At 44.6% G+C, this 24,394-nt stretch carries 25 protein-coding genes; 12 read left to right on the top strand and 13 right to left on the bottom strand.

The annotated features are described in order from the left end of the window. The first annotated feature begins 78 nt into the window (after positions 1-78). Together QUB35_RS21115 and QUB35_RS21110 are read left to right on the top strand one after the other, a co-directional pair. Positions 79-495 (top strand): tetratricopeptide repeat protein, encoded by a 417-nt coding sequence (locus tag QUB35_RS21115; RefSeq protein WP_333143705.1) that lies wholly within the window; start codon positions 79-81, stop codon positions 493-495. Between the two features lie 196 nt (positions 496-691). Continuing rightward, positions 692-889 carry a hypothetical protein gene (locus QUB35_RS21110; RefSeq protein WP_172187588.1) on the top strand — a complete coding sequence of 66 codons (198 nt, stop codon included), beginning with the start codon at positions 692-694 and terminating at the stop codon, positions 887-889. Positions 890-1,068: 179 nt separating this feature from the next. On the opposite strand, the gene QUB35_RS21105 is transcribed toward QUB35_RS21110, so the two are convergent. Further along, positions 1,069-2,700 carry a DUF3352 domain-containing protein gene (locus QUB35_RS21105; RefSeq protein WP_333143704.1) on the bottom strand — a complete coding sequence of 544 codons (1,632 nt, stop codon included), beginning with the start codon at positions 2,698-2,700 and terminating at the stop codon, positions 1,069-1,071. Positions 2,701-3,194: 494 nt separating this feature from the next. On the opposite strand from QUB35_RS21105, the gene thyD reads away from it, so the two are divergent. The 4 genes from thyD to QUB35_RS21085 all read left to right on the top strand — a co-directional run bounded on the left by thyD (position 3,195) and on the right by QUB35_RS21085 (position 7,702). Beyond that, on the top strand, positions 3,195-4,121 hold the full coding sequence (gene thyD / locus QUB35_RS21100; protein WP_333143703.1) for a thylakoid membrane protein ThyD: 927 nt from the start codon (positions 3,195-3,197) through the stop codon (positions 4,119-4,121). 282 nt (positions 4,122-4,403) lie between these two features. Continuing rightward, positions 4,404-5,537, top strand: coding sequence for a nucleotidyl transferase AbiEii/AbiGii toxin family protein (locus QUB35_RS21095; RefSeq protein ID WP_333143702.1), 1,134 nt, complete (start codon positions 4,404-4,406; stop codon positions 5,535-5,537). Positions 5,538-6,148: 611 nt separating this feature from the next. Next, entirely contained in the window at positions 6,149-6,778 is a 630-nt protein-coding gene (locus tag QUB35_RS21090; RefSeq protein WP_333143701.1) for a hypothetical protein, read from the top strand. A 273-nt stretch (positions 6,779-7,051) separates the two neighbouring features. After that, positions 7,052-7,702 (top strand): Uma2 family endonuclease, encoded by a 651-nt coding sequence (locus QUB35_RS21085; RefSeq protein ID WP_333143713.1) that lies wholly within the window; start codon positions 7,052-7,054, stop codon positions 7,700-7,702. 22 nt (positions 7,703-7,724) lie between these two features. Here QUB35_RS21085 and QUB35_RS21080 read toward each other — a convergent pair whose 3' ends face one another. Then, the gene (locus QUB35_RS21080) at positions 7,725-8,669 is read right to left on the bottom strand and encodes a glutathione S-transferase C-terminal domain-containing protein (protein WP_333143712.1); all 945 of its coding nucleotides are present in this window, start codon (positions 8,667-8,669) and stop codon (positions 7,725-7,727) included. A gap of 248 nt (positions 8,670-8,917) precedes the next feature. Here QUB35_RS21080 and QUB35_RS21075 point away from each other — a divergent pair, with 248 nt between their 5' ends. After that, positions 8,918-9,142: an addiction module protein gene (locus QUB35_RS21075; RefSeq protein WP_333143700.1), complete on the top strand. Its 225-nt coding sequence runs from the start codon at positions 8,918-8,920 to the stop codon at positions 9,140-9,142. Between the two features lie 528 nt (positions 9,143-9,670). On the opposite strand, the gene QUB35_RS21070 is transcribed toward QUB35_RS21075, so the two are convergent. Next, on the bottom strand, positions 9,671-10,573 hold the full coding sequence (locus QUB35_RS21070; protein ID WP_333143699.1) for a hypothetical protein: 903 nt from the start codon (positions 10,571-10,573) through the stop codon (positions 9,671-9,673). A 330-nt stretch (positions 10,574-10,903) separates the two neighbouring features. Between QUB35_RS21070 and QUB35_RS21065 the strand changes: the two genes are divergently transcribed. Both QUB35_RS21065 and QUB35_RS21060 read left to right on the top strand, forming a co-directional pair. Beyond that, a complete protein-coding gene (locus QUB35_RS21065; protein ID WP_333143698.1) occupies positions 10,904-11,851 on the top strand; it encodes a class I SAM-dependent methyltransferase in 948 nt (315 codons plus the stop codon). A 215-nt stretch (positions 11,852-12,066) separates the two neighbouring features. Further along, positions 12,067-12,897: an abortive infection family protein gene (locus QUB35_RS21060; RefSeq protein ID WP_333143697.1), complete on the top strand. Its 831-nt coding sequence runs from the start codon at positions 12,067-12,069 to the stop codon at positions 12,895-12,897. 187 nt (positions 12,898-13,084) lie between these two features. Here QUB35_RS21060 and QUB35_RS21055 read toward each other — a convergent pair whose 3' ends face one another. Beyond that, a complete protein-coding gene (locus QUB35_RS21055; protein WP_333143696.1) occupies positions 13,085-13,396 on the bottom strand; it encodes a HigA family addiction module antitoxin in 312 nt (103 codons plus the stop codon). 49 nt (positions 13,397-13,445) lie between these two features. Continuing rightward, positions 13,446-13,745, bottom strand: coding sequence for a type II toxin-antitoxin system RelE/ParE family toxin (locus QUB35_RS21050; RefSeq protein ID WP_333143695.1), 300 nt, complete (start codon positions 13,743-13,745; stop codon positions 13,446-13,448). A 318-nt stretch (positions 13,746-14,063) separates the two neighbouring features. Here QUB35_RS21050 and QUB35_RS21045 point away from each other — a divergent pair, with 318 nt between their 5' ends. Then, the gene (locus QUB35_RS21045; RefSeq protein ID WP_333143694.1) at positions 14,064-14,387 is read left to right on the top strand and encodes a hypothetical protein; all 324 of its coding nucleotides are present in this window, start codon (positions 14,064-14,066) and stop codon (positions 14,385-14,387) included. A gap of 153 nt (positions 14,388-14,540) precedes the next feature. On the opposite strand, the gene QUB35_RS21040 is transcribed toward QUB35_RS21045, so the two are convergent. Further along, on the bottom strand, positions 14,541-15,893 hold the full coding sequence (locus QUB35_RS21040; protein ID WP_333143693.1) for a cytochrome P450: 1,353 nt from the start codon (positions 15,891-15,893) through the stop codon (positions 14,541-14,543). A 601-nt stretch (positions 15,894-16,494) separates the two neighbouring features. On the opposite strand from QUB35_RS21040, the gene QUB35_RS21035 reads away from it, so the two are divergent. Both QUB35_RS21035 and QUB35_RS21030 read left to right on the top strand, forming a co-directional pair. Further along, the gene (locus QUB35_RS21035; protein WP_333041786.1) at positions 16,495-16,719 is read left to right on the top strand and encodes a DUF433 domain-containing protein; all 225 of its coding nucleotides are present in this window, start codon (positions 16,495-16,497) and stop codon (positions 16,717-16,719) included. A 64-nt stretch (positions 16,720-16,783) separates the two neighbouring features. Further along, on the top strand, positions 16,784-17,029 hold the full coding sequence (locus QUB35_RS21030) for a hypothetical protein (RefSeq protein WP_445252056.1): 246 nt from the start codon (positions 16,784-16,786) through the stop codon (positions 17,027-17,029). A gap of 54 nt (positions 17,030-17,083) precedes the next feature. On the opposite strand, the gene QUB35_RS21025 is transcribed toward QUB35_RS21030, so the two are convergent. The 7 genes from QUB35_RS21025 to QUB35_RS20995 form a co-directional block, all read right to left on the bottom strand. Beyond that, on the bottom strand, positions 17,084-18,016 hold the full coding sequence (locus tag QUB35_RS21025) for a methylated-DNA--[protein]-cysteine S-methyltransferase (protein WP_333143691.1): 933 nt from the start codon (positions 18,014-18,016) through the stop codon (positions 17,084-17,086). Positions 18,017-18,364: 348 nt separating this feature from the next. Further along, entirely contained in the window at positions 18,365-18,871 is a 507-nt protein-coding gene (locus QUB35_RS21020) for a MogA/MoaB family molybdenum cofactor biosynthesis protein (protein WP_333057061.1), read from the bottom strand. Positions 18,872-19,178: 307 nt separating this feature from the next. After that, positions 19,179-19,514 (bottom strand): photosystem II reaction center protein Psb28, encoded by a 336-nt coding sequence (gene psb28, locus QUB35_RS21015; RefSeq protein WP_333143690.1) that lies wholly within the window; start codon positions 19,512-19,514, stop codon positions 19,179-19,181. Between the two features lie 337 nt (positions 19,515-19,851). Next, positions 19,852-21,312 carry a DUF1565 domain-containing protein gene (locus tag QUB35_RS21010; RefSeq protein WP_333143689.1) on the bottom strand — a complete coding sequence of 487 codons (1,461 nt, stop codon included), beginning with the start codon at positions 21,310-21,312 and terminating at the stop codon, positions 19,852-19,854. Between the two features lie 452 nt (positions 21,313-21,764). Further along, positions 21,765-22,361: a Uma2 family endonuclease gene (locus tag QUB35_RS21005; protein WP_333143688.1), complete on the bottom strand. Its 597-nt coding sequence runs from the start codon at positions 22,359-22,361 to the stop codon at positions 21,765-21,767. Then, the gene (locus QUB35_RS21000; RefSeq protein ID WP_333143687.1) at positions 22,358-22,501 is read right to left on the bottom strand and encodes a hypothetical protein; all 144 of its coding nucleotides are present in this window, start codon (positions 22,499-22,501) and stop codon (positions 22,358-22,360) included. Before QUB35_RS21000 ends, QUB35_RS21005 begins: the two co-directional genes overlap by 4 nt. A gap of 14 nt (positions 22,502-22,515) precedes the next feature. Next, positions 22,516-24,255 (bottom strand): hypothetical protein, encoded by a 1,740-nt coding sequence (locus QUB35_RS20995; protein ID WP_333143686.1) that lies wholly within the window; start codon positions 24,253-24,255, stop codon positions 22,516-22,518. Between the last annotated feature and the right edge of the window lie 139 nt (positions 24,256-24,394).

The raw sequence follows: 24,394 nt of genomic DNA, 5'->3' as shown, positions 1-24,394 counted from the left end.
TGCCTCGGACTGCATTGCTGCGTCCCGCACCCAATGCTCTTTCCAATCTAAAATCTAAAATCTAAAATCTAAAATCGAATGACCCCTGAAGAATTGTTTAAAGACGGTTTCGATCGCTACCAAGCTGGCGAAGCCCCGGCTAATCTGATCCCCGTGTTTAAAGAAGTGTGCGAGAAAGCTCCTAAAAATGGCAATGCCTGGGCTAGCCTCGCGTGGCTTTACCTGTTGGAAAATAAACCTGCACCGGCTCAAAAAGCAGCGAAAACAGCCGTTAAATTGAACCCTCATGACCCCCAAGCTCGCATCAACCTAGCAGTAGCGATCCTCGATCTTAAAGAAAAAGGAGTGCGCCCCCACGTAGAAGTGGCTCAGCAATTAGTGATGGCTTCCGAAGAGTTGCTCGACGAAGTTAAAAAAAATTTTGAAGAAGGATTAAGCCGAAAACCCGACTGGAAGAGTCTCGCCCGCGTTAAACAGTGGCTTCTGGAGCCGTAACGGCGCAAACAAGTCGATTTTGGGGCGGGGATCGAGGAAATCGGCTTTGCGGTTTATTACGACATCGTAATAAATCAATAAATAACTTTATGGAAAACTCAGGAAGTCAGTGCTAGTATTTGAAAACTTAGACGATTGACAAACCCGCTCAGCGGTTTTCAGATTTTACTACGATAATACTAGGAGTTGTAAAAACATGAGCAATGACAGCCACGTTAACATCAAACCCGCAACCCGCAACCACAAAGGTTTCTTTATTCAGCCCGCTTCTTACAAATTGATGAGCATCGATAAATCCGGCTGGGCTTTGATTTGTATGGACAAAGCAGTTTGTCACTATGTAGATCCCGATGATTTGCAATTGCCGAATAAATCAGGAATGTCTGAAGGTTAATTCTAAAGTTTTGAGAGACTTTAAGATGCTTTATTTGAGTAGCTGCCCTCCCTGGAGAGGCAGCAACTTTTTTATTCATACAAAAGTCCGGCAACGCGCAGTGAATCGGGATTTAACGGATAGAAGGATAGAAGGAAGAATTACCAATTCCCGATTACCAATTACCGATTCCCAATTCCCTAATTGTTAGATTTCAAGGCAAAAAGCATCTCAAGCTGAGCAGTTGTCGGTTGTGTAGAAGCTGTGGCGACGCTAACTCCTCGGAGAGAATTGAGCAATTCAGCGACGGGCGGCGAAACTAAATTGGGCTGTACTGCGAGCAAATATTGGTTAGCCCAAGACATGGTTTTTTCCATATCTATGTAAAAGTAACCTTGGTTGACTTGCGGTAAAGAAGTGGCGATCGCCTGAAAACTCGGACTGCTGCTTAACGGTTGCGGTGGCGTCGAAGTAATCACATCAACTAAAGGCCCGCCGAAAGCTACAAACACAGAATTTTCATTCAGCCAACCGTGCCCGAATAAAGTGCCTTGCTGGGGTATTTTCCATTCCGTAACTTCTTTGCCCTCAACGGTTCTAGGGGCGACACTGACTGTAGCATTGCTTTTGGCGATCGCATCGAGTTTTTTCAGGGTTGCTTCTGCAGCAGGGCGATCGCTCGTTTCAAAAATCATCGCCGCCCCCATCCCCAACTGAGACAAAATCCCTTGATCCGAACCGATCGCCCCGATCGCAAATTCCCCATTCATCCAACCAAAAACATCTCGATCCGCATCCAAATCCAACCGCTTAAAACTACTCCTCACCTGCTGAACTCCCCTGTCAACTTCCGGGCTATCTTTAGCCTCGGCTGTCGCTTGCGACCAAATTTGATCGAGTCCCTTGCCGCCGACTAAAGCAATAGTTTCGCCGGGAAATCTGGGTAACAATTTCGATGGGACTTGTGGATTTGGCTGGACGAATTTAGGGTCTAACTGAGCGATAGTTTTTACCCTCAATCCCGCACTATCCGCCCCAATTCCCGCAACCAAAGACTTAACTTGTTTGAACTGCGAAAGCACTGTCCAAGGCAACTGGATATCTGCGGGCAAATTAGCTTTCAATTGCTCAATTGCAGCAGAATAGTCAGCAATATAAACAGTTGCGATCGGATTCTTGACACCAGCACTCTCTGCAAAAAACTTAGTTGTGCTCGGCTGCGTAGCGAGAGAGGGTTCTCCTTTAAAAGTATCGATCGCCAATTCCACAGGCTTTCTCAAAGGAGCCATCACTAATTGGTCGTTCAGCAAAGCCACACTGTAGCGCTTGCCAGTTGGCTCTGCAATCTCATAAATTTTAACTCCTTTATACTCGGTTTCTTGAGTAGTTGCACCGGGCTGAGATTTTAATTTATTCGCAAAATTCCAAGCGCTAATTTTATTTTTGACGCTGACTACAACCAGCAGTTTTGGAGGCTCTGTATTCGTCACAGCATCAGGGGGCAGGAAAGCGACCATGACCCCCCCTAACCAAGGTTTTAAGTCCCTGTCAAAGTCGATTTGAGTGCCTGCCAAGCTTTGTTCTTGAAAGGTCTTCAAACCCTGACCGACCAACTTTTGAGCCCCAGACGTGCCAAATCGCTGCAACTCTGCCAGGGCTTGGGGATTGGGGGAGATAAACGCGGCCATCATTGCTTCGTCGGGTACAACTTTGGCGCTGTCTTGAGGGTTGGATACTTTTTGGCTCAAACCCTGGAAGTAAAAGTAGACCGCAGCGCTACCTGCTGCGGCGATGGAGGCAGCAATTAGAAGCTTTGATTTTTTTGCAGGCATGGTTTGTGTTCCTCGCGTCCCATATCAGTTTAATCAAAATACAGAAAGCTTGTGGGGAGGCGATCGGGCCGGCTCTCTCGTTTTGTATAATCAAAGACAAGTTTGGACGATCGTCTAAACTGCTAGAACTGTGCATTATTGGTAAAAGGTCAGGAACCTTAGCCTAAAGGCATAAGGCTTGAAAGAGAAATCTAGAAAGCCATCCTGACGGGCCTAAGTCCTTCGCGGACTACGTTTTTTGAGTCACGACACCAGGCGGATGCGTAGCTAGTCCCCTGCTCTGTCGCTGAGAGTTAAACAATCTTAAGGTAACAGAGATAGTGCTTTCAGCCTAACAAGCTCTTAAAACAAAGGCGCGTGCTAACTTTACTCCGAAAGGAGAACGGGACAACCATATCCCGACGGAGGGGCACCCATACCCCTCCACCCCGGAAGGGGATTCAAATTAATGTAAAGCCGTCCTAAAAGGACGGGGTTTCAAACCCAATTTTCCGATGAAAGTAGCGATCGCGGGAGCAACAGGATTTGTAGGTAGCCGGCTGGTGGAGAAGCTGCAAGCTGCGGGACATCAAGTGGTGGTTTTGAGCAGGGATGCGGCGAAGGCTAGCCGAGTTTTTCCGGCTTCAGCTTATCCGAATTTGGAAGTTGTCGCCTACACTCCAGCGGAGTCTGGTGATTGGCAAAAGTCGATCGCGGGCTGCGACGCTGTTGTCAATTTAGCAGGGGTTCCGATTGCGGAGGAAAGGTGGACGGAGGCGCGCCAGCAAGCAATTCTGGACAGTCGCAGACTGACGACGGCAAAATTGGTCGAGGCGATCGTCAATGCTAATCCTAGACCATCTGTGTTTGTTAGCGCATCGGCGATCGGCTATTACGGAACCAGCGAAACCGCTGAGTTTGACGAAACGAGCCTCGCTGGAAATGATTTTTTAGCAACAGTTTGCAAAGACTGGGAAGCAGCCGCCCAACCTGCAAAAAATGCGGAAACGCGGTTAGCAATTTTGCGGCTGGGGATAGTTTTGGGAATGGGAGGCGCGTTAGCAAAAATGCTGCCACCTTTTAAACTATTTGCAGGCGGGCCGCTGGGCACTGGGAAACAGTGGTTTTCTTGGATTCATCGCGAGGATGTGGTTGATTTAATTTTGTACGCTTTGCAAAATTCGCAAGTTGAAGGCGTTTTGAATGCGACAGCACCGAATCCGGTGCGGATGAATGAATTGTGTCAAACTTTAGGGGAAGTTTTAAAGCGGCCTTCTTGGTTGCCGGTGCCAGGTTTTGCTTTAGAAATGCTGTTGGGAGACGGGGCTAAACTTGTTTTGGAAGGGCAGAAAGTGTTGCCGAAACAAACTTTAGCTAGCGGTTTTCAATATCAATATCCGACGCTGAAATTAGCACTCGAAGAGATTTTATCGGGAAGTTAGGAACCTACGGAATAGAACCCACCGAATAGAATTCGGGGCTAAACAAACAAAGTCCGAGCTGAGAGGGACTCAAACAAAATTCCTCGTTCCCAGGCTCTGCTGATTGGTGACAACTTAAGACTGAAACCCATAATAAATGTACCTTTTAGTCGAGTCTCGATCCCCCTAAATCCCCCTTAAGAAGGGGAGTAGGGGTTGACTTTGAGAAGAATCTTGTCCCCCCCTTATTAAGGGGGGTTAGGGGGGATCGAGACTTCGATACAAACAAGAGAGACCGTCGGTGTGAGCTTAATTTGTCACCAATCGGCAGAGCCTGGTAACGCATATCCAGAGGCTCTGCCTCGCTTTGCCCGCAAGCAGATGAACCATCAAGAAATAGCAACCGGGTTGACAATTCCCGCCGAACTCCCATTCCTTCAAGCTATCTGCTGGCAAATTGCTGATGTAAAAAAATTGAGTTTCAAGGAAATGCTATGCCGCTACGAATCTGGCTGGCATTATTGGGGAGTTTTGGGAACACCTAGCTTTGAGGAACTGGCTTTTATTCAACAAATCAGCCAACACTATCAGTCTTGGTTAATAGCAGAACTGGGAAGCAGTTTTCCGCCAAAAGCTCCAGAAAATTGGGTAAGTTCTCAAGCAATGTTTAAACGCGAAATCCATCAAAAGATATTAACTGTACTCAGCCACTTGAATGTCGAATTTCTACAGGAATGTCGGGCGTATTTTGGGGGCGGAACGTTGGTAAGTATGGAACACGGAGAATATCGGTTGAGCCAGGATATTGACTTTATGTGTCCGAGGGATGATGGCTACCCTCTCCTGCGCCGCAAAGTTGCCGAAGGAGGCTATGATGCGATTTTTGCTAGTCGCGATTCCCTTGGGGATAGCTTCGCTTCACGCATTGTAATTCCGAACGATATTCAAGCCAACCAGTATGGCATAAGATTTCCTGTTATTGTTGACGGCACTACTATTAAATTCGAGATGGTTTGTGAAGGGCGAATTGAGTTTGGCGAACCCAATTATCCAAATTGGTCGCCTGTTCCTTGTTTGAATCAAATTGATAGTATAGCAGAAAAGTTGTTGGCAAATGCCGATCGACAGCCGAGCGATCGGGTAAATTCTAGAGATTTAATCGACTTGGCTATGCAAAGGTTAGCGACTCCGATTCCCCAAAGGGCGATCGACAAAGCGGAAGCAGCTTATCAAGTTATGGAACCGCTCGATCGAGCGATTCAGTATTTCCAAGATCGTCCCGATTATCGGGAAAAATGCTATGAGGTTTTGAGTATTGCAGAGCCAAATAAAGTTATTGACGGTATCGATTTACTAGCTCAGGATTTAGGCCGGGAAATAACAGTTAGGACATTTACCGAGACTATTTCCTCGTTCCCAGGCTGTGCGCCGAATTGATCTTAAATTTGCATAAAACGGAACTTACCCCGTGTGCGGGGTAAGTTCCATCTGAAACCATTGCGAGGTGAGACTTGCCCGAAGCGTCCAAGTTTTTTGCATGAGTACAATCTGTTACAACCCTTAAGTGGCGGGGTTTTTGCTTAAATTCATCAGAGAACAATACTCTCGCCCTAAATATTAAGAAAATCTTAAATACATGACTGCGGTTGGTCGGCAGTCCTGTCGCTAAAACCGAGACTGGACAAAGAATACAGCCTCCAGAACTACCCCCACAGGGGCTAAGTTCCGATAAAAATAAAATTTTGCCGGATACGTTGTATTAAAACTTGTAAACGTCCGTATCAATAGACTTATGTTGTAAGTCCTGAGCATTGGGTGCTAACTGAATAAAAATTTTCATCCGCGCAAGCTATTGCTGGTGAAAGTTTCTGATCAAAATAATGGATATCAAGTCCACGAACATGGGTTGTGCAAAAAAAGTTTTCTTGCTTACCTCTGCATTTATAGGAAATCGGGGTGGTTTAATATTTCTGATTGCATTTACGTCGAACTCAATTTTAGCAAAGGGTGTGCGTAAGTCATTTTCTAAACAAGATGGGAATTAATATATGAGCAATCTGCAGAATCAGCCAAATTCCGGTCAAAAAACAATTCTTCAACCTTCAGGATGGAGAACAAAGTTTAAAGTAGCAAAACATAGGACAAAAACTCTGATGATTGGCATGGCTTTATTGGGGGGAGTTCTCAAAACAATAGAAGTTTTTGTGAATATATCCCAATTTCCTCAAGCAATATGTAGTCTTACTCCTTTGTGTCCGCCACGGCTAGATGACCCGGTATGGATAGGAACAAAGATAGAGGATGTGTACATAAAGAAATTGAATAATTATGAAATTGAAACTACTTTAGTTGTGACCGATAAGTCTCCATCTGCCAAACAGGAAGAAGATATTTCTGTTCTTAGAAATGTCGATCAAAAACTATCAAAAGCACATCAGCATGACAAAAAAAACTCTGGGCAATTTGAAGCTATTCTCAGAAAAGCCAAGAACGAGCGGAAACCTCTTTGTCTAAAAATTTATGGCAGGCGCAATTTTGCAACCAGTGAGTTCAAGAATATCATTGTTATAGATGAGGATTTTCCTGAAAGCCAAAAGTACGATAGCCTGACATCTAAACAACGCGATGACCAATGTATAAATAAACCAAGACCGACAGATCCAAATAGCGGAAATTAAAAATGAATTAAAAAGCTAGTCGGTAATGGACGATCTAAAAACTCGGTTTTTTCAACAAACCGGGTTTTTAGATAATTTTTGCATCCTCACCGAGATTAGAAACAGAAACCCGGGTTCTGACTCCCCACACGCTAGAAAGAAACCGGGTTTTTAGATAATTTTTGCATCTTCATCGAGATTTTGCTAAGAAACCCGGTTTCTGACTCCCCCGGTTTCTGTTCCTCAAATATTTCATGTTATCATAAAATCACTTGAGAGCCGAAGGGAATGACAATGCAAACCCAAGAAAAACCAGCAATCGAAAAGCAACCCCAAACCGAAAAACGCTACTATACACCAGAGGAATATCTCGCATTAGAAGAAAGTGCGATCGACAAAAGTGAATACCATGATGGGGAGATAGTACCAATGACAGGCGGCACAACCAACCACAACAAACTCGCACTGAATTTTTGTCGCAAATTCCCCTTGAGTGTAAATGGTCAAGATTACGAGACATTTATCAATGACGTGCGCCTGTGGATACCCCAAACTCGCCGCTACGTCTATCCCGATATCATGGTCATTCAAGGAGAGCCAGTCTATCGTGAAAACAACAAAACAATTGTTACAAACCCTCTGGTAATCGTTGAGGTTTTATCCAATTCAACCAAAGACTACGATCGCGGTGGTAAATTTCTCGCCTATCGATCAATCTCGGAATTTCGAGAATACATTTTAATTGACCAATACAGCTATCACATTGAACAATTTGCTAAAAATTCTAATGGCAAATGGGTATTAACAGAATATGATTCAGACGAATCTGTATTAACCCTAGAATCCGTAGAATTTCAAATGCCGCTGAGAGAGATTTACGAACGAATTAATTTTGAAGTTGAAGACGAAGAAGTAAACCAGCCAACAAGTGACATTCAAGAATAAGATCGAGTCCGCGCCAACTTGTTCAAACACCGGGTTTGTGTGGGACTTTTTCTCGATCGTGAGCTTTGAGCAAACTCGCCGGATCGGGCCCAGCGGGGATAATGCAGCCGGGATTGAGCGGGAACAAATTGCCGTAATAATCGCGCTTCACAGCCTCCAAATCGCAAGTGCCAGCAACTCCCGGTAACTGGTACAAATCGCGCAGATAAGCTCCCAAATGCTCGTAATCTTCAATGCGGCGCACATTGCATTTGAACAAGCTGTAGTAAACTGCATCAAAACGGAATAGAGTAGTAAAAAGCCGCACGTCTGCTAAAGTCACCCGATCGCCACAAAGATAACGACTCCTCAAGAGCGATCGATCGATCTCGTCTAAAACAGCAAACAATTCACTGCAAGCCGAGTCATAAGCAGCTTGAGATTGGGCGAAACCGCAGCGATAAACGCCGTTATTCACCGATTGGTAAATCTTCTCATTCCACTCGTCAATTTGTTCTCGCAAATCCAGAGGATAAAGATCCATTTGAGGATTGCTAGCAAACTCGTTAAACTCCGAGTTTAGCATCACAATAATTTCCGAACTCTCGTTATTGACGATCGCCCTTTTCAACTCATCCCACAGCACCGGCACCGTACACCGCCCCTGATAGCCCGGTAAAGCCAACTGGTAAAGTTCCGGCATCGTGTTGCAGCCAAAAGTCTCCGACTCCATCACCCACATTCCCCCTTCAGAGGGATAGACAATAGAAACGGATATCGCATCTTCCAGCCCTTTGAGCGCCCTCGTCACCAGAGTGCGGTGCGCCCAAGGGCATCCCGTACCCACGAAGAGGCGATACCGTCCCGCAGCGGGCCCGTGAGGGTTGTCTGGTGCAGTGCTGACAAAGTTGCGGAAACTGCTGCTGGGGCGAATGTATGCTCCCGTGCGATCGGGCGGCGCTAGTTTTGACATCATTAATTGCCACATTGATGTCCAGACAAATTTGCCTAGTTTGACTGTTACGGATGAAGGAAGCGATTTGTTTTTCACAATGCGATTAAAAGAGGTTTGCTAAACATAATCTGCTTATTTTAACTTACTTTGCGATCGAGGGTTTCTTAGTCCGCGCAGGCGGACTTGGTTTGTGTAGTAGCGATTTCAATCGCCGAATCCCTCTTCACAATTTGTTTTAAGTTATAATAATCTACTAAGTCCTTGGCGCTTAACTTAAATTTATGGATTTCACAGGCACATTAAATCAGATCGTCGCCCTCAGCGTTCAAGATCGGATTCGTCTTGTACAAGCAATCTTAGACAGTATAGCGGCAGAACAGGTTCACCCAGACCTCACAGACTTTCAAAAGCAGGAACTCGATCGCCGAATTGATGATTCTGAAGCAAATCCTGATAATGTGCTGACTTGGGAAGAAGTTAAAGCTTCAGTCAAAGCACGAAAATAAACTATGAATTATGCGTTAGTATTCCGTCCAGAAGTTCGTGAAGAAGTTGATGAAGCATACACTTGGTATGAAAGTCAATCGATTTTAGATTTTAGATTTTAGATTTTAGATTTTAGAATTGAAGCATTGACCCCACGGATAAATTCGGGGGGCAAGTTTCATCGGATACAGGTTTTTTATTTCACCGGTCCTGAGTCTGCTTTCGGAATGAATCCGGGGGTTTGTATCCTGGATGCTTTCGGTCAGCAAGTAGGACTTGGTGACGAGTTTTTAGACTGTATTGACGAAATGCTCGATCGAATTTGCCAGATGCCGGAGTCCTATCCAGTTGTCTATCGCGATGTTCGGCGCTCGGTGGTGCGTCGCTTTCCCTATGCTGTGTATTATCGCATTGTATCAAGCCGAGTGATAGTGACCGCCATTTTTCTGGCGTTGCAGAGACCCAACAGCATGGCAAACGCGAACCTAACAAGTTCCCTCGTTACCATGCTCTGCCTTGCTGTTTTCCCTCGCGTGGGAACGACTTTTCTAGTATCTATCCGAGGCTATTTCGCCATAAGCTCGATCGATCAATCGGCGAGCAACCGTCTGAATTCCCGTATGTTCGTAATAATTGGTAGTCATGTCTAAAAACGCCGCCACATAATCCAATTTGTCATCGGTAATATCAATGTATTGCTTGAGATTGCCTAAAACTATAGCGGGAGTTAAGCCGCGAGACTGTACTAAATTGTTCATCCAACCTTGGGCTGAAGCGAAAGTAGTTGTCACAAATCCAAATTTGGCTGCATTATTAGCGCCGGGAATTAGATTGCTGATATTTTGGAATGTTGAGTTTTGCTGCAAGGTTGAAGGATTCAATCCGCCTATGGTATTTTGTGCTACTCTAATGAAGTCCGGGCCGAGGGGAATTAAACCGTCAGCACAAACTAAAGCAGCCATCCGCATCAGAGATTCGTCTTTGTAATGGGATAAATAATTACCAAAGCTTCCCACATTGTTAAGGGAAATATTGTTAAGTTTGCAGTAGGCTATTAGCTCGATCGCCACTTTGACGCACAAGTCGATCGTTTGAGTTGTGTCAGCTTTGGGAGTGAGGCGGTTTAGAAAGGAAAGAAAGCCGATGTTTTCGCCGATTTTATTCGCCATAGCCGTTGCACCTAACGCACTGTCGGCGCTGTCTGCTAACTGGTAAAGCCTGACTACGCCTTGATATGGCTCGTTGGGGTTAGCGTAAAGCTCGATCGCGCGATCGCGAATTTTCCCCACTAATTTGCGCTTTGTTTCCCCTGTCACCGCTTCAATAGTATTATCAAAACCCGTGAGATTATTCCACTCCCCCGGAACCACAAAATCGAGGGATTTGAGCATCATCACAGTGACGCCACCCGACGGCAAATTGTCAACCAATTCCACAATAGATTTGCTCATCACAAACTCCTGAATAGCCCGATTTAAAGTGTTCTTCCAATTACTCCAACTTCGGGAAATCCGATTCCAGATTCCAGATAAATTTCCCAGAACTAAGTAGGTAAGCACAAATAAATATTACACGACAATATCCAGTTTTGCAATCCTCTGAGCTTTTCTCTCTTCTCTAACTCTGCGTTCTCTGTGCCCTCTGCGGTTCATAAAAAAAAGTCTTTACCACAAAACATTTGCATTTCACTCGCCCGCACAAAGTTAAGTTTCATTATATTGACAACTCAAAATCCTCGCACTGTGTTACAATAATTGGCGCCAAATAGAAAAACATAAAACATGACGGTTGCAGTTAAAAAAACTCCGGGATTAGCCTCGCGTTTAGTAAATGGCGTACTCTCCATCAAGCCTTTGGCTAATCTAGCCAAGCACCAAGCGCGGGAAATGATGATAAAAAGAGGAGAAAAAATCGGAGTGCATTGGCGACAAGAATCGCAAGCACTTTTGTCCCGGAATTGGGATGCAGAATTGCTCAGCGTCCAAAATCCCGATCTTGTTTACCCGAAATATTATCTAACTTCATTCCACGCTTATGAAAAAGGTAATATGAGTTGGGAAGCTGCTACAGAAGTTGAAGTTGCAGCCCGTACAGTTCACGCCACAATTTGGCCGGAAGCGGGTGCAGAAGGCGATGCAAAACTCCGCGCCAGCTATCACGAAGTCATCAAATCTCAGATTGCTTCTTCACCGCGAGATATTGTGGATTTGGGATGCAGTGTGGGAATGAGTACCTTTGCTCTTGGGGAGGTTTACCCGGAAGCGAAGATGACTGGGGTGGAGTTGTCGCCGTATTTTTTAGCAGTTGCTAAATACCGTTCTCAACAGCGAGAATCCCAATCTTTAAATCAAAAATCTCCGACTTGGGTTCACGCGGCTGCTGAATCTACTGGTTTGCCGGCGGCTGCTTTTGATTTAGTTTCTATTTGTTTAGTTTGTCACGAATTGCCGCAGAAAGCTACTAGAGAAATATTCCGGGAAGCGAGGCGTTTGCTGCGTGTTGGTGGACATTTGACAATTATGGATATGAATCCCCAGTCTGAAGTTTATGCCAAAATGCCTCCTTATATTTTAACTTTGCTCAAGAGCACGGAGCCTTATTTGGATCAGTATTTTGGGTTGGATATCGAGCAAGCTTTAGTTGATTCCGGTTTTGCACAGCCGACAATCACTTGCAATACAGTCCGACACCGGACTATTGTTGCTGAGGCAATAAATAGTCCGGTTTGATGTTTGAAAAATGTTTGCGGTCTAATAAAAATTTTAAGTCTATTATACCGCAAATGCGTTACAATTAATAGTTAGCCTGCTTCATCCTATGGCTGAGAAACTTCCAGTAAAGCTATGTATCAGTCTCCGAGGCTCATCAGGAAGCAGTAAAGTGATCGCATATCTAATTGGTCTTGAGTAGTTACAATCAATTATAAATTAACAGGTTACTGCAAATGTCTGAGTTGTCGAGCATTGACAAAGTAAAACTTGAAAAAATGTTTGAGATGGAAGGTGGTTATGTTCTTGATTTTTCAAACATAACTTTCCGGGAATTCATAATTGACAATACAAACATTGACATATCTGACGGCAAGTACGATTACGCTAGCGGCTCTAAAGCTAATCGATTAAAAGCCTTTTGGGCTAAAGAAGCTAACTATATTGTTGGAAAATTAATTTCAGCTTTGTTGGACTATTGGAAAACAAAAAGACTGATAAATCACAGAGAAATAAGCCAAGCCGAGCAAGCCTTGTTTGATGATTGCTATACAATAGCAAAACGACTTAAGCAAGATAGCATTGTTGAAAATATTGATGCAATTCAACCATATTCTACTGACAAAGAGTTTTCTGTATTAGCAAAATCAATAAGGGAAAGTATTCAAAATAATGAGCCAGAAGTAGCATTAGATAGACTGCATACTTATGTGGTGAAGTATACAAGGCAGCAATGCGATAAATATGGAATCAGTTATGACAGGGACAAAGCATTGCATAGCCTTTTTGGAGAATATGTAAAGTATCTAATAAAGAACGGCTTTATTAAGTCACAAATGACCGAAAGGATTCTAAAATCTTCGATTTCAATTCTGGAGTCTTTTAATCATGTTAGAAACGACCAAAGTCTGGCTCATGACAATCCTATTTTGAATTATCATGAGAGTGTTCTGATATTTAACAATGTTTCAAGCGCGATTAAGTTTATAGAAGCCATTGAAAAAGAAAGATCAGAAGTTGACGAACAAGACGAAGTTCAAGCAGAGTGGGATGAGATTTCCTTCTGAAGAGGTTTGCTGTTTTTGTCAATCCGCACCCTAACAATCGTGTTGCAAAAGTTATCGTTCCTATTTACAGGATACCCCATCCTGGTTAAATACTTCCTCGATCTCTAAGTCCGCGCAGGCTGACTTCGTTTGTATAGTTGCGGTTTCAACCGCTAGATGCTCTTTTTACTGAGATTAACATATCGCGCTATGCTACCGTAGATACTTTGTCGTACTCTTCACTGTGTTTTTGCACTGCATCCCAGATATCAACTTTTTGCTGAAGATTAAGCCACAGTTGAGGGCCATTCCCCAACGCTTTCCCAATGCGAATTGCCATATCTACTGTAATTGGTCTTTGACCTAAAACAATTTCGTTGACACTGCGACGGGATACACCAAGTATCTCAGCAAACCTGGTTTGAGTCATTTCAATATCTTCAAGCACATCTGAAATGACCTCGCCCGGATGTACTGGTCTTACTTTCCTCCCTTGAATAATGTCTTTTATGTCTTTCATGCAACTTTCCTTTCGGTTTAAGTTAAATTATTAGATTTTGTTTTATGGGCTAGTGATAATCTTCGAGATATATATCGTATGCGTTGTTATCCTGAAATGTAAAAGTTATACGCCAGTTACCTGATACCTTTATTGACCAAGTTCCCTGTCTATCACCTTTAAGCTCGTGTAAATCATAGCCTGGTATTCTAATATCATCTATAATTATTGCTGTATCTATTACTTCAAGTCTTGCTCTTGTCCTTTTTTCAACTTCTTTAGGAATTCCTTTTGCATTGCCTTCCCTCAATAATCTTTCTAATGCTTTATTTTTAAAAGTTTGTATCATGTGAAATAATCCTTCAATCAAGGCTGAATATCCAGTTCATAGCACTTATATATATTAATTAAAACTTTTTGTAACTTTTGAGATTACTTTACTAATGTAACCTATGAGGTTACAGATGTCAAGCCTAAAATGATTGCAAAAGCAAAAATCGCTCCAATCTAGTAACAGGGCTGGATCTGGGAGAACGAAAAAGTGCTCGTAGCGGCTGAGCTAAGCTGATGGTGTTGGCGGTCAATGACGCTCCAAAACTGGATTCGATCGCAATAGCGGTAGAATTAACACTTAGACAGCAGTCTGAGCTAGAAGATTTTGATAGAACCCTAAAAGAAGGACATCTTCATGAACCCGACAGCCCCCTCTCAAAACGTCATCGATTGTTTGCAGGTAATCTTGGATGCCACTGCATCGAAGAATTACGAGCTTTTTACTACAGTGGGGGATGCAGGCTACAAAGCGAGCATTACACAACAAATGTTTGACGATGTTAGCGAGCAGCTTGCTTCCCGCATGAAAAAGGGATACTCATTTAATTATTTTGGTGAGATAAAACAAGGTAATAGTCCGATTTATTTGTGGAAGCTGAGTTTTGAAGATGGTGGAGATGAATTTGTGGCACACATGACTATGAATGGAGACAAAGTTGCTGGGATTTTCATCGAATAACATATCTTGCTTGATATCATTTCCGGTTACACCGGAATAGTAAATTCCAGTTCACTGTTGACTGTTGACTGTTGACTGTTGACTGTCAACCGTCAACCGTCAACATCATTACGGTGTAACCGGAAATGATATGACAGGGTGTTTCACTCTCATCTAACGCCGATCGCCCACAACCGTTAATCGAAACCGATCGGGCGGCACAAAGGTGATTCCCCGGCGCACCGGACGAATAGGTTGATCGAGATTCGATACAAACTCACGGGAAGACAGCACCGTTGCTAAAACCAGCTTCATTTCAAACATCGATAACGCCATCCCGATGCAGCTTCGACTCCCGCCTCCAAACGGTAAAAATTCAGAGGCGGAAAACTTGCGATCTAAAAAGCGATCGGGATTGAACCCGGCGGGATTTTCGTAGGTTTCAGGGCGACGGTGCGCCAAATAGACACAGGGGATTAAAATCGTTCCCGGTTGATATGTATAGCCTTCGAGTTCGATCGTCCGTTTCACCTTGCGCGGCTGCGAAATTAAGGCAATTGGATAAACCCGCAGCGCTTCCTTGCAGACTGCTGTTAAGTAGGGCGACTGCGAAAGTGCGATCGGATCGGGATTCTCCCCTAATTCATCCAATTCCTTCCGCAACCTAGCAAGGCATTCGGGAAACTGATGCAGCCAGTAAAACGCCCAAGTCAACGCCGATCCAGTCGTTTCATGTCCCAATAACAACAGCGTCATCAACTGATCGCGCAATTCTCGATCGCCGATGGATTCGCCGGTGTCGTCGCGGGCCATCATCAACACCGACAGAATATCCGTGCGAGACGAATCGAGAGAATGCGATCGCCTCTCGGCAATTTCCGCATAAATCAGCGAGTCAATCTCCGCCATCTGCTGCAAAAACTGCCCCCACGGACTCCAAGGCCCCAAATTTTGTTGCAACGGTTCAAAGAAAAATTGTAGGGAGTACAGCTCAGAGGTGATCGCCTCTAAAAGCTTGCTGAGCAATTGTTTCAGGCGTTCGTAGCGCTCTCCCGGCACTAATCCAAACACGACTTGCAAGATTACTTCCAGCGAAATTTCTAACATTTCTTCGCGGACTGCGATCGCATCTGGGGCTTTCCAGTCGATCGTGTGCTTTTGCGTCAAATCAACAATCAAATGCCCTTGACTGTGCAACTGTTCCCGATGCAGCGCGGGCATTAATAGCTGTCGCTGTCGCAGATGTCGCGACCCTTCATTCATTATTATGGATTCATTTCCGACCAGGGGGCGAAATACGTTGGTCACTTTGCCAAACTCAAAGGCATCGGCTAAGGTCGTAAACACCGCCTGAATCGCTTCTGGACTGCCCAGAAACACCACGGGGGGGGAAGCGGGCCCCAACACGCGGGCGGTAAATGTATCGCCGTATTTGGCCGAGTAGCGATCGAAAAATGCGATCGGGTCAGCTACCAGCGAAAGCGTTTGGAACAAAGCAGGAGAACGAGATCCGGTAGGCAGCGTCATTCGATTTTAGATTTTAGATTTTAGATTTTGGATTGACTTGCGCGAGATAAATTCGGGGGCGTGAGGATTTTAGATTTTAGATTTTGGATTGATTCCACGGATAAATCACGTGGCGGGTACCACCTTTGAAATTCGCTTGTCATTGAAAAACTGGCGATACAGCAATATTTCTAGTGTATTATCGATCGACCTTGCAGCCTGAAATTTATCTGCGATCGATTGCGAAGGCAAGTAGCAAAAATAGTAATGCTATCGAGATCGATCGCAGATTGTATGGCTAGCTTCCCAGCCTAAACTGCTAAAAGTTGTAGTTTTAGATAAAATGGATGCTAGCGATCGTGTGTTTGGCTTTCTGCTCACGAAAATCAAATGACCGAAAGCATCCAGGATACCCGCCACGTGATTCATTCCGAAAGCAGACTCAGGACCGGTGAAATAAAAAACCTGTATCCGATGAAACTTGCCGAACGTATTTATCTCGCGCAAGTCAATGCTTCAATTCTTTAATCTAAAATCTAAAATCTAAAATCTAAAATCTAAAATCGATTGACTTTGGGATACAATTGTTGTAAAAGCTGGTAGCCAGTTGGCTAAATTTGTTATGACATTAACATCCCGTGTTGTTCATAGCGACCCCGATATTCTGGGGGGAACCCCTGTTTTTGTTGGGACTCGTGTACCAATGAGAACCCTACTTGATTATCTTAAGGCTGGTGATTCATTAGAGGTATTTCTCGACCATTTCCCTAGTGTCAGTCGAGAACAGACAATTGCAGCTCTTGAATTAGCAAAGGAAATGCTGACAGCCTATGCGAATCCTGCTTGATGAATGTGCCCCACGACCTTTAAAACGTGAACTTGCTGATTACGAGATACGCACAGTTGTTGAAATGGGATGGTCAGGAAAGAAGAACGGTGAATTGCTGCTGCTTATGAGTCAAGAAGGCTTCACGATTCTGCTCACCACAGATCAAAATTTGCGCTATCAGCAAAACTTGCAGCAAGCTGGAGTTGCAGTCGTTGTTCTTGTAGCATCGAGCAACAGGCTTCCTGATTTACTTCCTCTGATACCAGATGCTCGTAACGTGTTGAATACCATTACTCCGGGGGAAGTGATTGAAGTCGGAGGTTATTAAAAGTTCTCTAGGCGACGCAGCAAAACAACGCCCATGCACCCCACCGCACAGAGGTTATGTGTTGGGAACGGAGGTAGTCTGCGGCGGGTAATTAACACCGTTAGATCGCTCTATTCCTGCGAGGGTGGGTTCGCAGATTGTACGGCTAGCTTCCCAACCTAACATGACTGTTTTACGCTCTACTCCCCAGCCATAGCCACCGATTTCTCCAGATTCTCGAATGACTCGGTGACATGGAATTAGATAGCCGATAGGATTGTTACCGATCGCATTTCCTACAGCTCTAGCAGCAGTTGGGCGTGCTACCATTTGAGCTATAGTTTGATAGGTCGCGATCGCACCAAATGGCAATTTCAAAAGTGCTCGCCAAACTTGAATCTGAAAGTTAGTGCCTTTTACCAAGAGCGTTAGTGCTTTTTGCTCGCTGAGAGTTTCTGAATTGAAAATCAGGTCACGCAATGATTGAGTGGCTTGCTCATCACGAATGATTTCAGCATTTTTCCAGGTCAATTGCAGTCTTTGTGCGGCGTTTTTTTCGTTTGTTGTATCCAAGAAATAAAGATTACAAATACCACGGGCAGTTGTCGCGATTAGAGATGTGCCAAAAGGGGTATCATGAATGCCATAGCGAATTTGTAAACCTGCTCCGCCTGCTTTGAACTCCCCTGGTGACATTGCTTCTAAGTTCACAAATAAATCGTGCAATCGTCCGGGACTCGATAGTCTCACGTCCAATGTTAGGTCGAGAAGGCTTTTAGTCTGAGTGATTTTTGACTTGGCATATTCAACTGTCAGATATTGCAAAAACCGCTTGGGGCTAATGCCGGCCCATTGAGTAAATAGCCGTTGAAAATGATATTCACTCAGTCCTATGTGTTGGGCCACAGTTGCCAGATTGGGCTGGTTCAGGTGGTGTTGTCGCATAAAGGCGATCGCCCGAGCAATCCGGTGATAATCTTCGCTAGCATAGACACTCGCATTCTGCATCGAAATCATCTAGTCTAAGTCAAGGGAATTTTGATGTTTCCTTACTTTAGCGATAGAGTAGGCTCAAAGCCACCCGTTTCTTGCGGTGAATGCAGCCAGTCAGCCGATTTTAGATTTTAGATTTTAGATTTTAGATTGAAGAGATTGAAGAGATTGAAGAAAGCGACCTCATTGCTAAACCCGGGGGCTTGCGATTTTAGATTTTAGATTTTAGATTGAAGAGATTGAAGAAAGCGACCTCCTATCGTTTCCGGTTGGGTGGGAATGATCGAGTCAAGGTCAATAATTCCACATTCCCCCACGGATCACTCCCCACTCCCCATCATTCCGGTGTTACCGGAATTGATATCACCCTCCGCGCAACTGCGTCACCAAGTGAACTAATTCGGGTAAAATTAGCTTTTCCACAGCTAGTTTCACGCCATTGCTAGAGCCCGGAAGAGAAAAGACTAACTTGCCTTGATACACGCCTGCAACAGCGCGAGAGGCGATCGCCCTCGAACCAATTTCTTGATAGCTCAAAAACCGAAATATCTCCCCAAATCCCGGTAAAATCCTGTCAAGCAAACTCTCCATCACATCATAGGTCGTATCTCGGGGAGCGATGCCCGTGCCGCCGTTAAAAATGATTGCATCCACATCTTCACGCTGGGAAAAAGCCTGCATTTGCAATACAATTTTTGCCGCATCATCTTTAACAACAGTGTAAGCTACCACAGAGTGACCCGCATCTTTTAGCAGCTTCTTAGTTAACAAGCCGCTAGTGTCTGTTTCAGCAGAGCGCGTGTCGCTAACAGTAATGATAGCGCAATTTACGGTTATTTTAGATAAGTCGGGGTGAGGAATTTGCGTCATATAACAGATGTTGAAGGAAAAAGCAAGAAGCAAGAAGGAATCAGGAAAAGGGAAAAGGGAAAAGGGAAGAGGGAAGAAGTCATTAGTTAGTTGTGATTTGTTCGTTGTTAGTTATTCATTATCAAATAATTAATAACCAATAATATCAAATCCGTTAGCATCGGAATAGTAAATTAGAGTTCACTGTTGACGGTTGACTGTTCACGGCGTCAACAGTCAACCGTCAACAGTCAACATCATTCCGGTGTTACCGGAAATGATATAACCAATGCCCCATACCCCATGCCCCATGCCCTATTCCCATCAATTATGCCTTGCTAAATCCTAAGCCGTTTGATTCCGAGTAGCGTTCCATGAAACGCATAAATCGATCCCATTCTTCGGGACTTCTCATTAGATAAAGAGCTTCCAAACCAGCAGGCTGACCGTTGATGAACTTAGCCTTAACCTCGCGAGTGAGGAGTTCGCCTTCGTCGTCGATCATGTACATTCCAGTAATGTCTTCGGTACTGGTGCTGCTGAGAGCTTTGGGATTTTCAAAGATAAACGTGGCAGTGCCTTGAGCTCCCGTTTTAGAACGGGTTAGGCGCACTTCGGGTACAGCATCTTCGTCTATACCCCGAGAGAATTGAATTTTAGCCATAATCTGACAGTGGAACCTTAAGGATTGCTTAATTTCTTAATGTTTAATCATAAAACGATTCGGGTACTCGCAAATCAAGACTTGGGAGAGTGGGAGTGGCCGAGAGTTGGCGAGAGTGGGTGAGAGTGGGAAATCGGAGACAAGGGAGAGGGGAGATGGGTTGGTTCTTCTGAGATATTGCACCATTCTCAATAATCCTTTCAGGGCGGGCAGGATGCCCACCCCACAAGAAAATCTACTCTTTGTGGAACAGGCCGGAAAGCCTGTTGAGCGAGAATGGTGCAAGATGTGAGTTCTTTGTACCCCAAGTTATCCTCTCCCTTCTCTCCCAATTCCCTTAGACGATGTAAGGAGAGTTAATTGGCTCGGCCCGCTTTGTGGCTACCAGAGTTTGGTAGATGAGGGCGGATATCTCGCCGCGGGTGATGTCGTGGGCGGGGGAAAGCTTTTCGCGCGCGGGATAGTTGACCACGAGTTTGCGCTCTGTGGCGGTTGCTATCTCGTCGGTGGCAAAACTGGGAATCTGAGATCGATCGACATAAACGCTCAAAGAATTGGGGTTGCCGCCCGCCCACTGCAAGCCGTTTACCAAAGAAACGATCGCCTGAACTCTAGTCAAATTCTGCTCCGGGCGAAACGTGCTGTCTGGATATCCAGCCAAAAAGCCAGCTCGATTAGCTTGGTCGATCGCTCCCTTGGCCCAAAAATCCGCCGCCACATCCTTAAAAACCGTCGCCTCACGGCGCGGCACCAATTCAAACGCCTTCGCCAACATAGCCGCATACTGAGCTCTAGTTACAATCTCGTAAGGTTGAAAAGTGCCGTTGGGAAACCCGCTAACAATATTCATCTTTGCCAAGCGATCGATAAAATCCTTAGCCCAATGCGTGTTGGTGTCGCTGAACTGTAGCCCGCCAGGAGTCGGAGTTGCCGTCACATTGCCCAAATCAAATAAACCTTTCATCCGCGAAGAATTGAGCTGATTTCCCACCGCAGAAATCTTAACCCCAGTCGCGTTTTGCAAGTCTAATTCACCGTTATTCTGAAAAATATTGCCGCCCAAATCTTGAGCAGTACCAATATCTGGCAGCGACTTCCCCACCGCAGTCAAACCGTCTTCCGTATTTTTTTCGATGCGATTTTTGCGTAAAATCGGCTTAGATTCCCCTGCTAAAACTATACCGGAGCGATTTTCCAAAATTTGGTTATCAGCAATCAAAGGAGCCGACTGAGCTTGCAGAGAGATGCCGAAACCCGTCTTTTGAAAAATATTGCGCCGTATTACTCCCTTAGCAGTTCCCGCCATAATTACGCCAGCGGCTGAGTTTTCCACAAATATGTTGTCGAGAATCGCAGGATTAGCAGTGCCCGTGGCAAACACGCCTTCGCCCTTGCAAAGCGTGAAAGTGCAGTTAGCCACAGTCTGAGAAGTTGACTCAATCCAGACTCCCGTGCCGCGACTATCAAGATTAGTGACAGTTACTCCGCGCAATTGGGAATTAGTTGCTAGTAGTATGGTGATATTTTGGCTTGCAGCGGTGGGACTGACAAATTTGCCGCTTCCTTGAATTAGAGTGCCGGTACCTTTGTTAGTTTCATTGCCAATAACTTTTACTCCCGATGGAATTTCCAAGGGGAATTTTTCGCCGCTAGCAGCGCTGTAAGTTCCCGGTGATAACTGAATCGTAGTTCCCGACGCAGCGCGGGCGATCGCCCGCGCTATAGTTTTGAATGGAGCCGATTGGGTGCCGGCTGCGGAATCACTGCCTGTTTGCGGGTTGACGTAAAGTGTTGTCATGTTTTTGTTGAAGAGATAATTGGCGATCGAGCTTTTGTGCAATTTTCATTGTCTGTGAACTTGACCCTGGATCTATATTCACCTTTGATTGCGGAGATTATTTAATTGCACGATATCCGCACCATCACCCATCAGGAGTGGCAACCGCAAGGGGATTCGCCCTACAAAAGACTGTATTTTTCGTTCCCAGCAACAGCAGAACCAGACTTATTTAAGAAGTCCCGGATATAGGGATACTATTTTTTCCAGATGTTGCCAAAACCACTAAAATTTCGATCGCCTCCACCGGAAAATCGAACGTTTTGCTGTCATATTATGTCCGGTAGATTCCCTCCGCTTCGCTTCGCCCAAAATCAGGTAGGGGCGGGTTCACCAACAATATCTGCCAATAATTAACAATCTCAAAAACCCGCCCCGGCTGGGATATTATGGTCAATCGATCGGACATGATATCATGTACGATCGAGCGAGATTCCCTTGCCAAAAACCTTAACCGCTTCAGCCAAATCAGTTTCACCCATTAAAATGCAGCGTCTTAGCAAATCGATATCCAGCGTTTCCAATCCTGACAGTTGACTCTGAATTACTTGCTCGTAGCCATCTTCCCGGAGATGATACAGTCGCAGCGTGCCATCTTCCCAAAACCAGATTTCAGGCACGCCCAAAGCTCGATATTTTGGCAACTTGCTCAGTCCACCGCTAGTATAAACTACCTCGATCGACAAATCGGGAATCAACTTAGGTTCTCCCAAACAAAACGATTTGTCTGCTTGAGTAGAAGCTTCTCCCGCTTTCTCCTGAGTCATTGAACCAGATGGGTAAAACTTAATACCTTGTTGCAGCAGAAAAGTGGTCACTAAGTAACCAATGATTTCCGAAAAATTTTCGTGTTGGAATCCCGGCATCAGAATCTCGATCGCCCCTGCAAAAAAAGACAACTTTATGCCAGGAGAATTTTCCGAAACCTTCTGGATTAACTTGAATTGCTCCCAAGTGCCGTTGAGCACCACTCGCCCATCGAAAGTTTCCCGATCGAGAATTTGTGTCATTGAGCTACACCATTATCTCTTATGGGGATTATAACGCATTGGGCGATCGCTCCTAAAGAATCTCCATACAGCAATTGTAGCTTCAGAATCCGAACAGTTCTTTCTAGTTCCCAGGCTCTTCCTGGTAACGCATATTCCAAAGCTCTGTCTCGCCTTAATTCCCAGTCAATTTCACAATACAAGACGCATCCAAAACCACTACAATTTCATTCTGAAAAACAGCACAGCTTGTCATTGCTGAAGCTAAAGCGGGAATTTTCCCTTGTTTGAGAGAAAGCATCGCCTGCGGTGTAGAATCAAAGTCATCGATCCAGCCGTAGTCCTCTACATAATCAAGAGTCAAAGCATTGCGATCGAGCATCCAAAAATCAACTCCATATTGATTAATAAAATTTTGCAATACAGCTCGATCGGGAGTGTATTGAGCGCGAATTAAATCGTTAACTCGCTGCCGATATTTGCTGTAGTAGCCTTTCTGATACGGCACTGCATATTCCTTTGCCACCAGAACAGAACGCTGACTAAAGGTTGGCAAATTATCAGTCTCTGCCGCGATTGAAGCAATCAAGATATCTTTAGGTTGTTGCTCAAAAAATTTGTACAAACCCGGCATTTTACCTTCTACATACCCGACTGTGGGAAAATTTTCGACCAAGCAGGGATAAAGAACAACGGCGATAGCGATTGTGGCTGTCGTAATTAGTGCAACGATTTTTTTTACATCAAATGTTGTTGCGCTTTTTAATGCCAAATGACCGAATCCATCGATAATTAAAGTTAGGGAAATCGCACTTATAAAAACAATAATAAATCGCAAACTGTATGCCGTATAACGACCCGGTTGATACAGCTTAAAAATGGTAGCGTGAGCCGAAAGAAACATCGCCGAGGATGCTAAAAATAGCTGAAGCAAAAGCCAAATTTGGCGTTGAATCTGATTTGCTAAGGGAACAGCCGATCGCAAAAACAGCAGCAGCGGAAATAACAGCCCGACACAGTGAGTTACAGGTGTAAACAGCGACTTGGGAAACATCCCGCTGCCCCGCCCTGTCAACCAATAATCTTTGGGGTTGGGACGAAAAAAAGCATTTCTGCCGTCTGGTGCAAATTCGCCCATTTGCTTCGCTTCTGCTGCGGTATAAGTTGGGCCAAATTCAGACTTATCTAAGGCATAGGGCAGCATTACTAAAAAGATTAGTCCTAAACCTGTACTGCAAAATAGGTAATTTGTTCGATCGCCCGACAAGCGCAAACTGCCCTTTTCCCAGCATAGCAGCCGCAAAACTAAAATTCCAGCAGCAACCAAGGCGTAAGGAGGATAGAATAGTCCGATAAGCGCGATCGCCCCTAAACAAGGCAGCAAGGAACTGCGCGATAAATAATATAAAAAAGCCAGAAATATCGGATAGATAAAAGCTCTTGGCGTTGTGGAAGCCAAATCATCGGTCATCCACATATGCTGATTTAACAGCAAAGATGCAATAAATCCAGTCATCGGCACTGGCAGCATTTCTAGGCAAAGGCCAAAACAGTAATAAGTGGAGATTAAGCCGAGAAATAGTGGCAATATTTTGTGAAATAATAGCGGGTGAATGCCAATTGTTGCTGCTAATTTGTAGAGCGTGGTGTATCCTGCAGGGGCGACTGATTGAAAGTAATTAGCAATGAAATCGTTGGGGAATAATTGGCGATCAACAAACCGCATCATCCAGAAAACGTGCTGCCTCGCATCGTCTTGCACCATATACTCGGCGCTGAAGACTTGATTGATTCCTAAAATAGCATAGATGGCGGCAAATGTCAGGCTGAGAGTCAACCAAAATATTGTGTGCGATCGGGATGTGCGATCGACTGTAGCAGTCAGAAATTTGTGCAACCGAGCTATTAATACCATTTTATATTTTAGATTTTAGAATAGGGAATGACTGATTTTCCAAAGTACGATTATACAGCATATTCGGTAGTTCATGAAGTACAGTAGCAGCTATATTATGTGGTGTTAATCGGTAGGGTGCGTCGCTCCTTGATATTTG

The sequence above is a fragment of the Microcoleus sp. B13-B6 genome, assembly GCF_036705405.1.
In the GTDB taxonomy this organism is placed as follows: Bacteria; Cyanobacteriota; Cyanobacteriia; order Cyanobacteriales; family Microcoleaceae; genus Microcoleus.
Note: the sequence above shows the minus strand (reverse complement) of the source record. Positions and strands in the feature narration are given on the sequence as shown.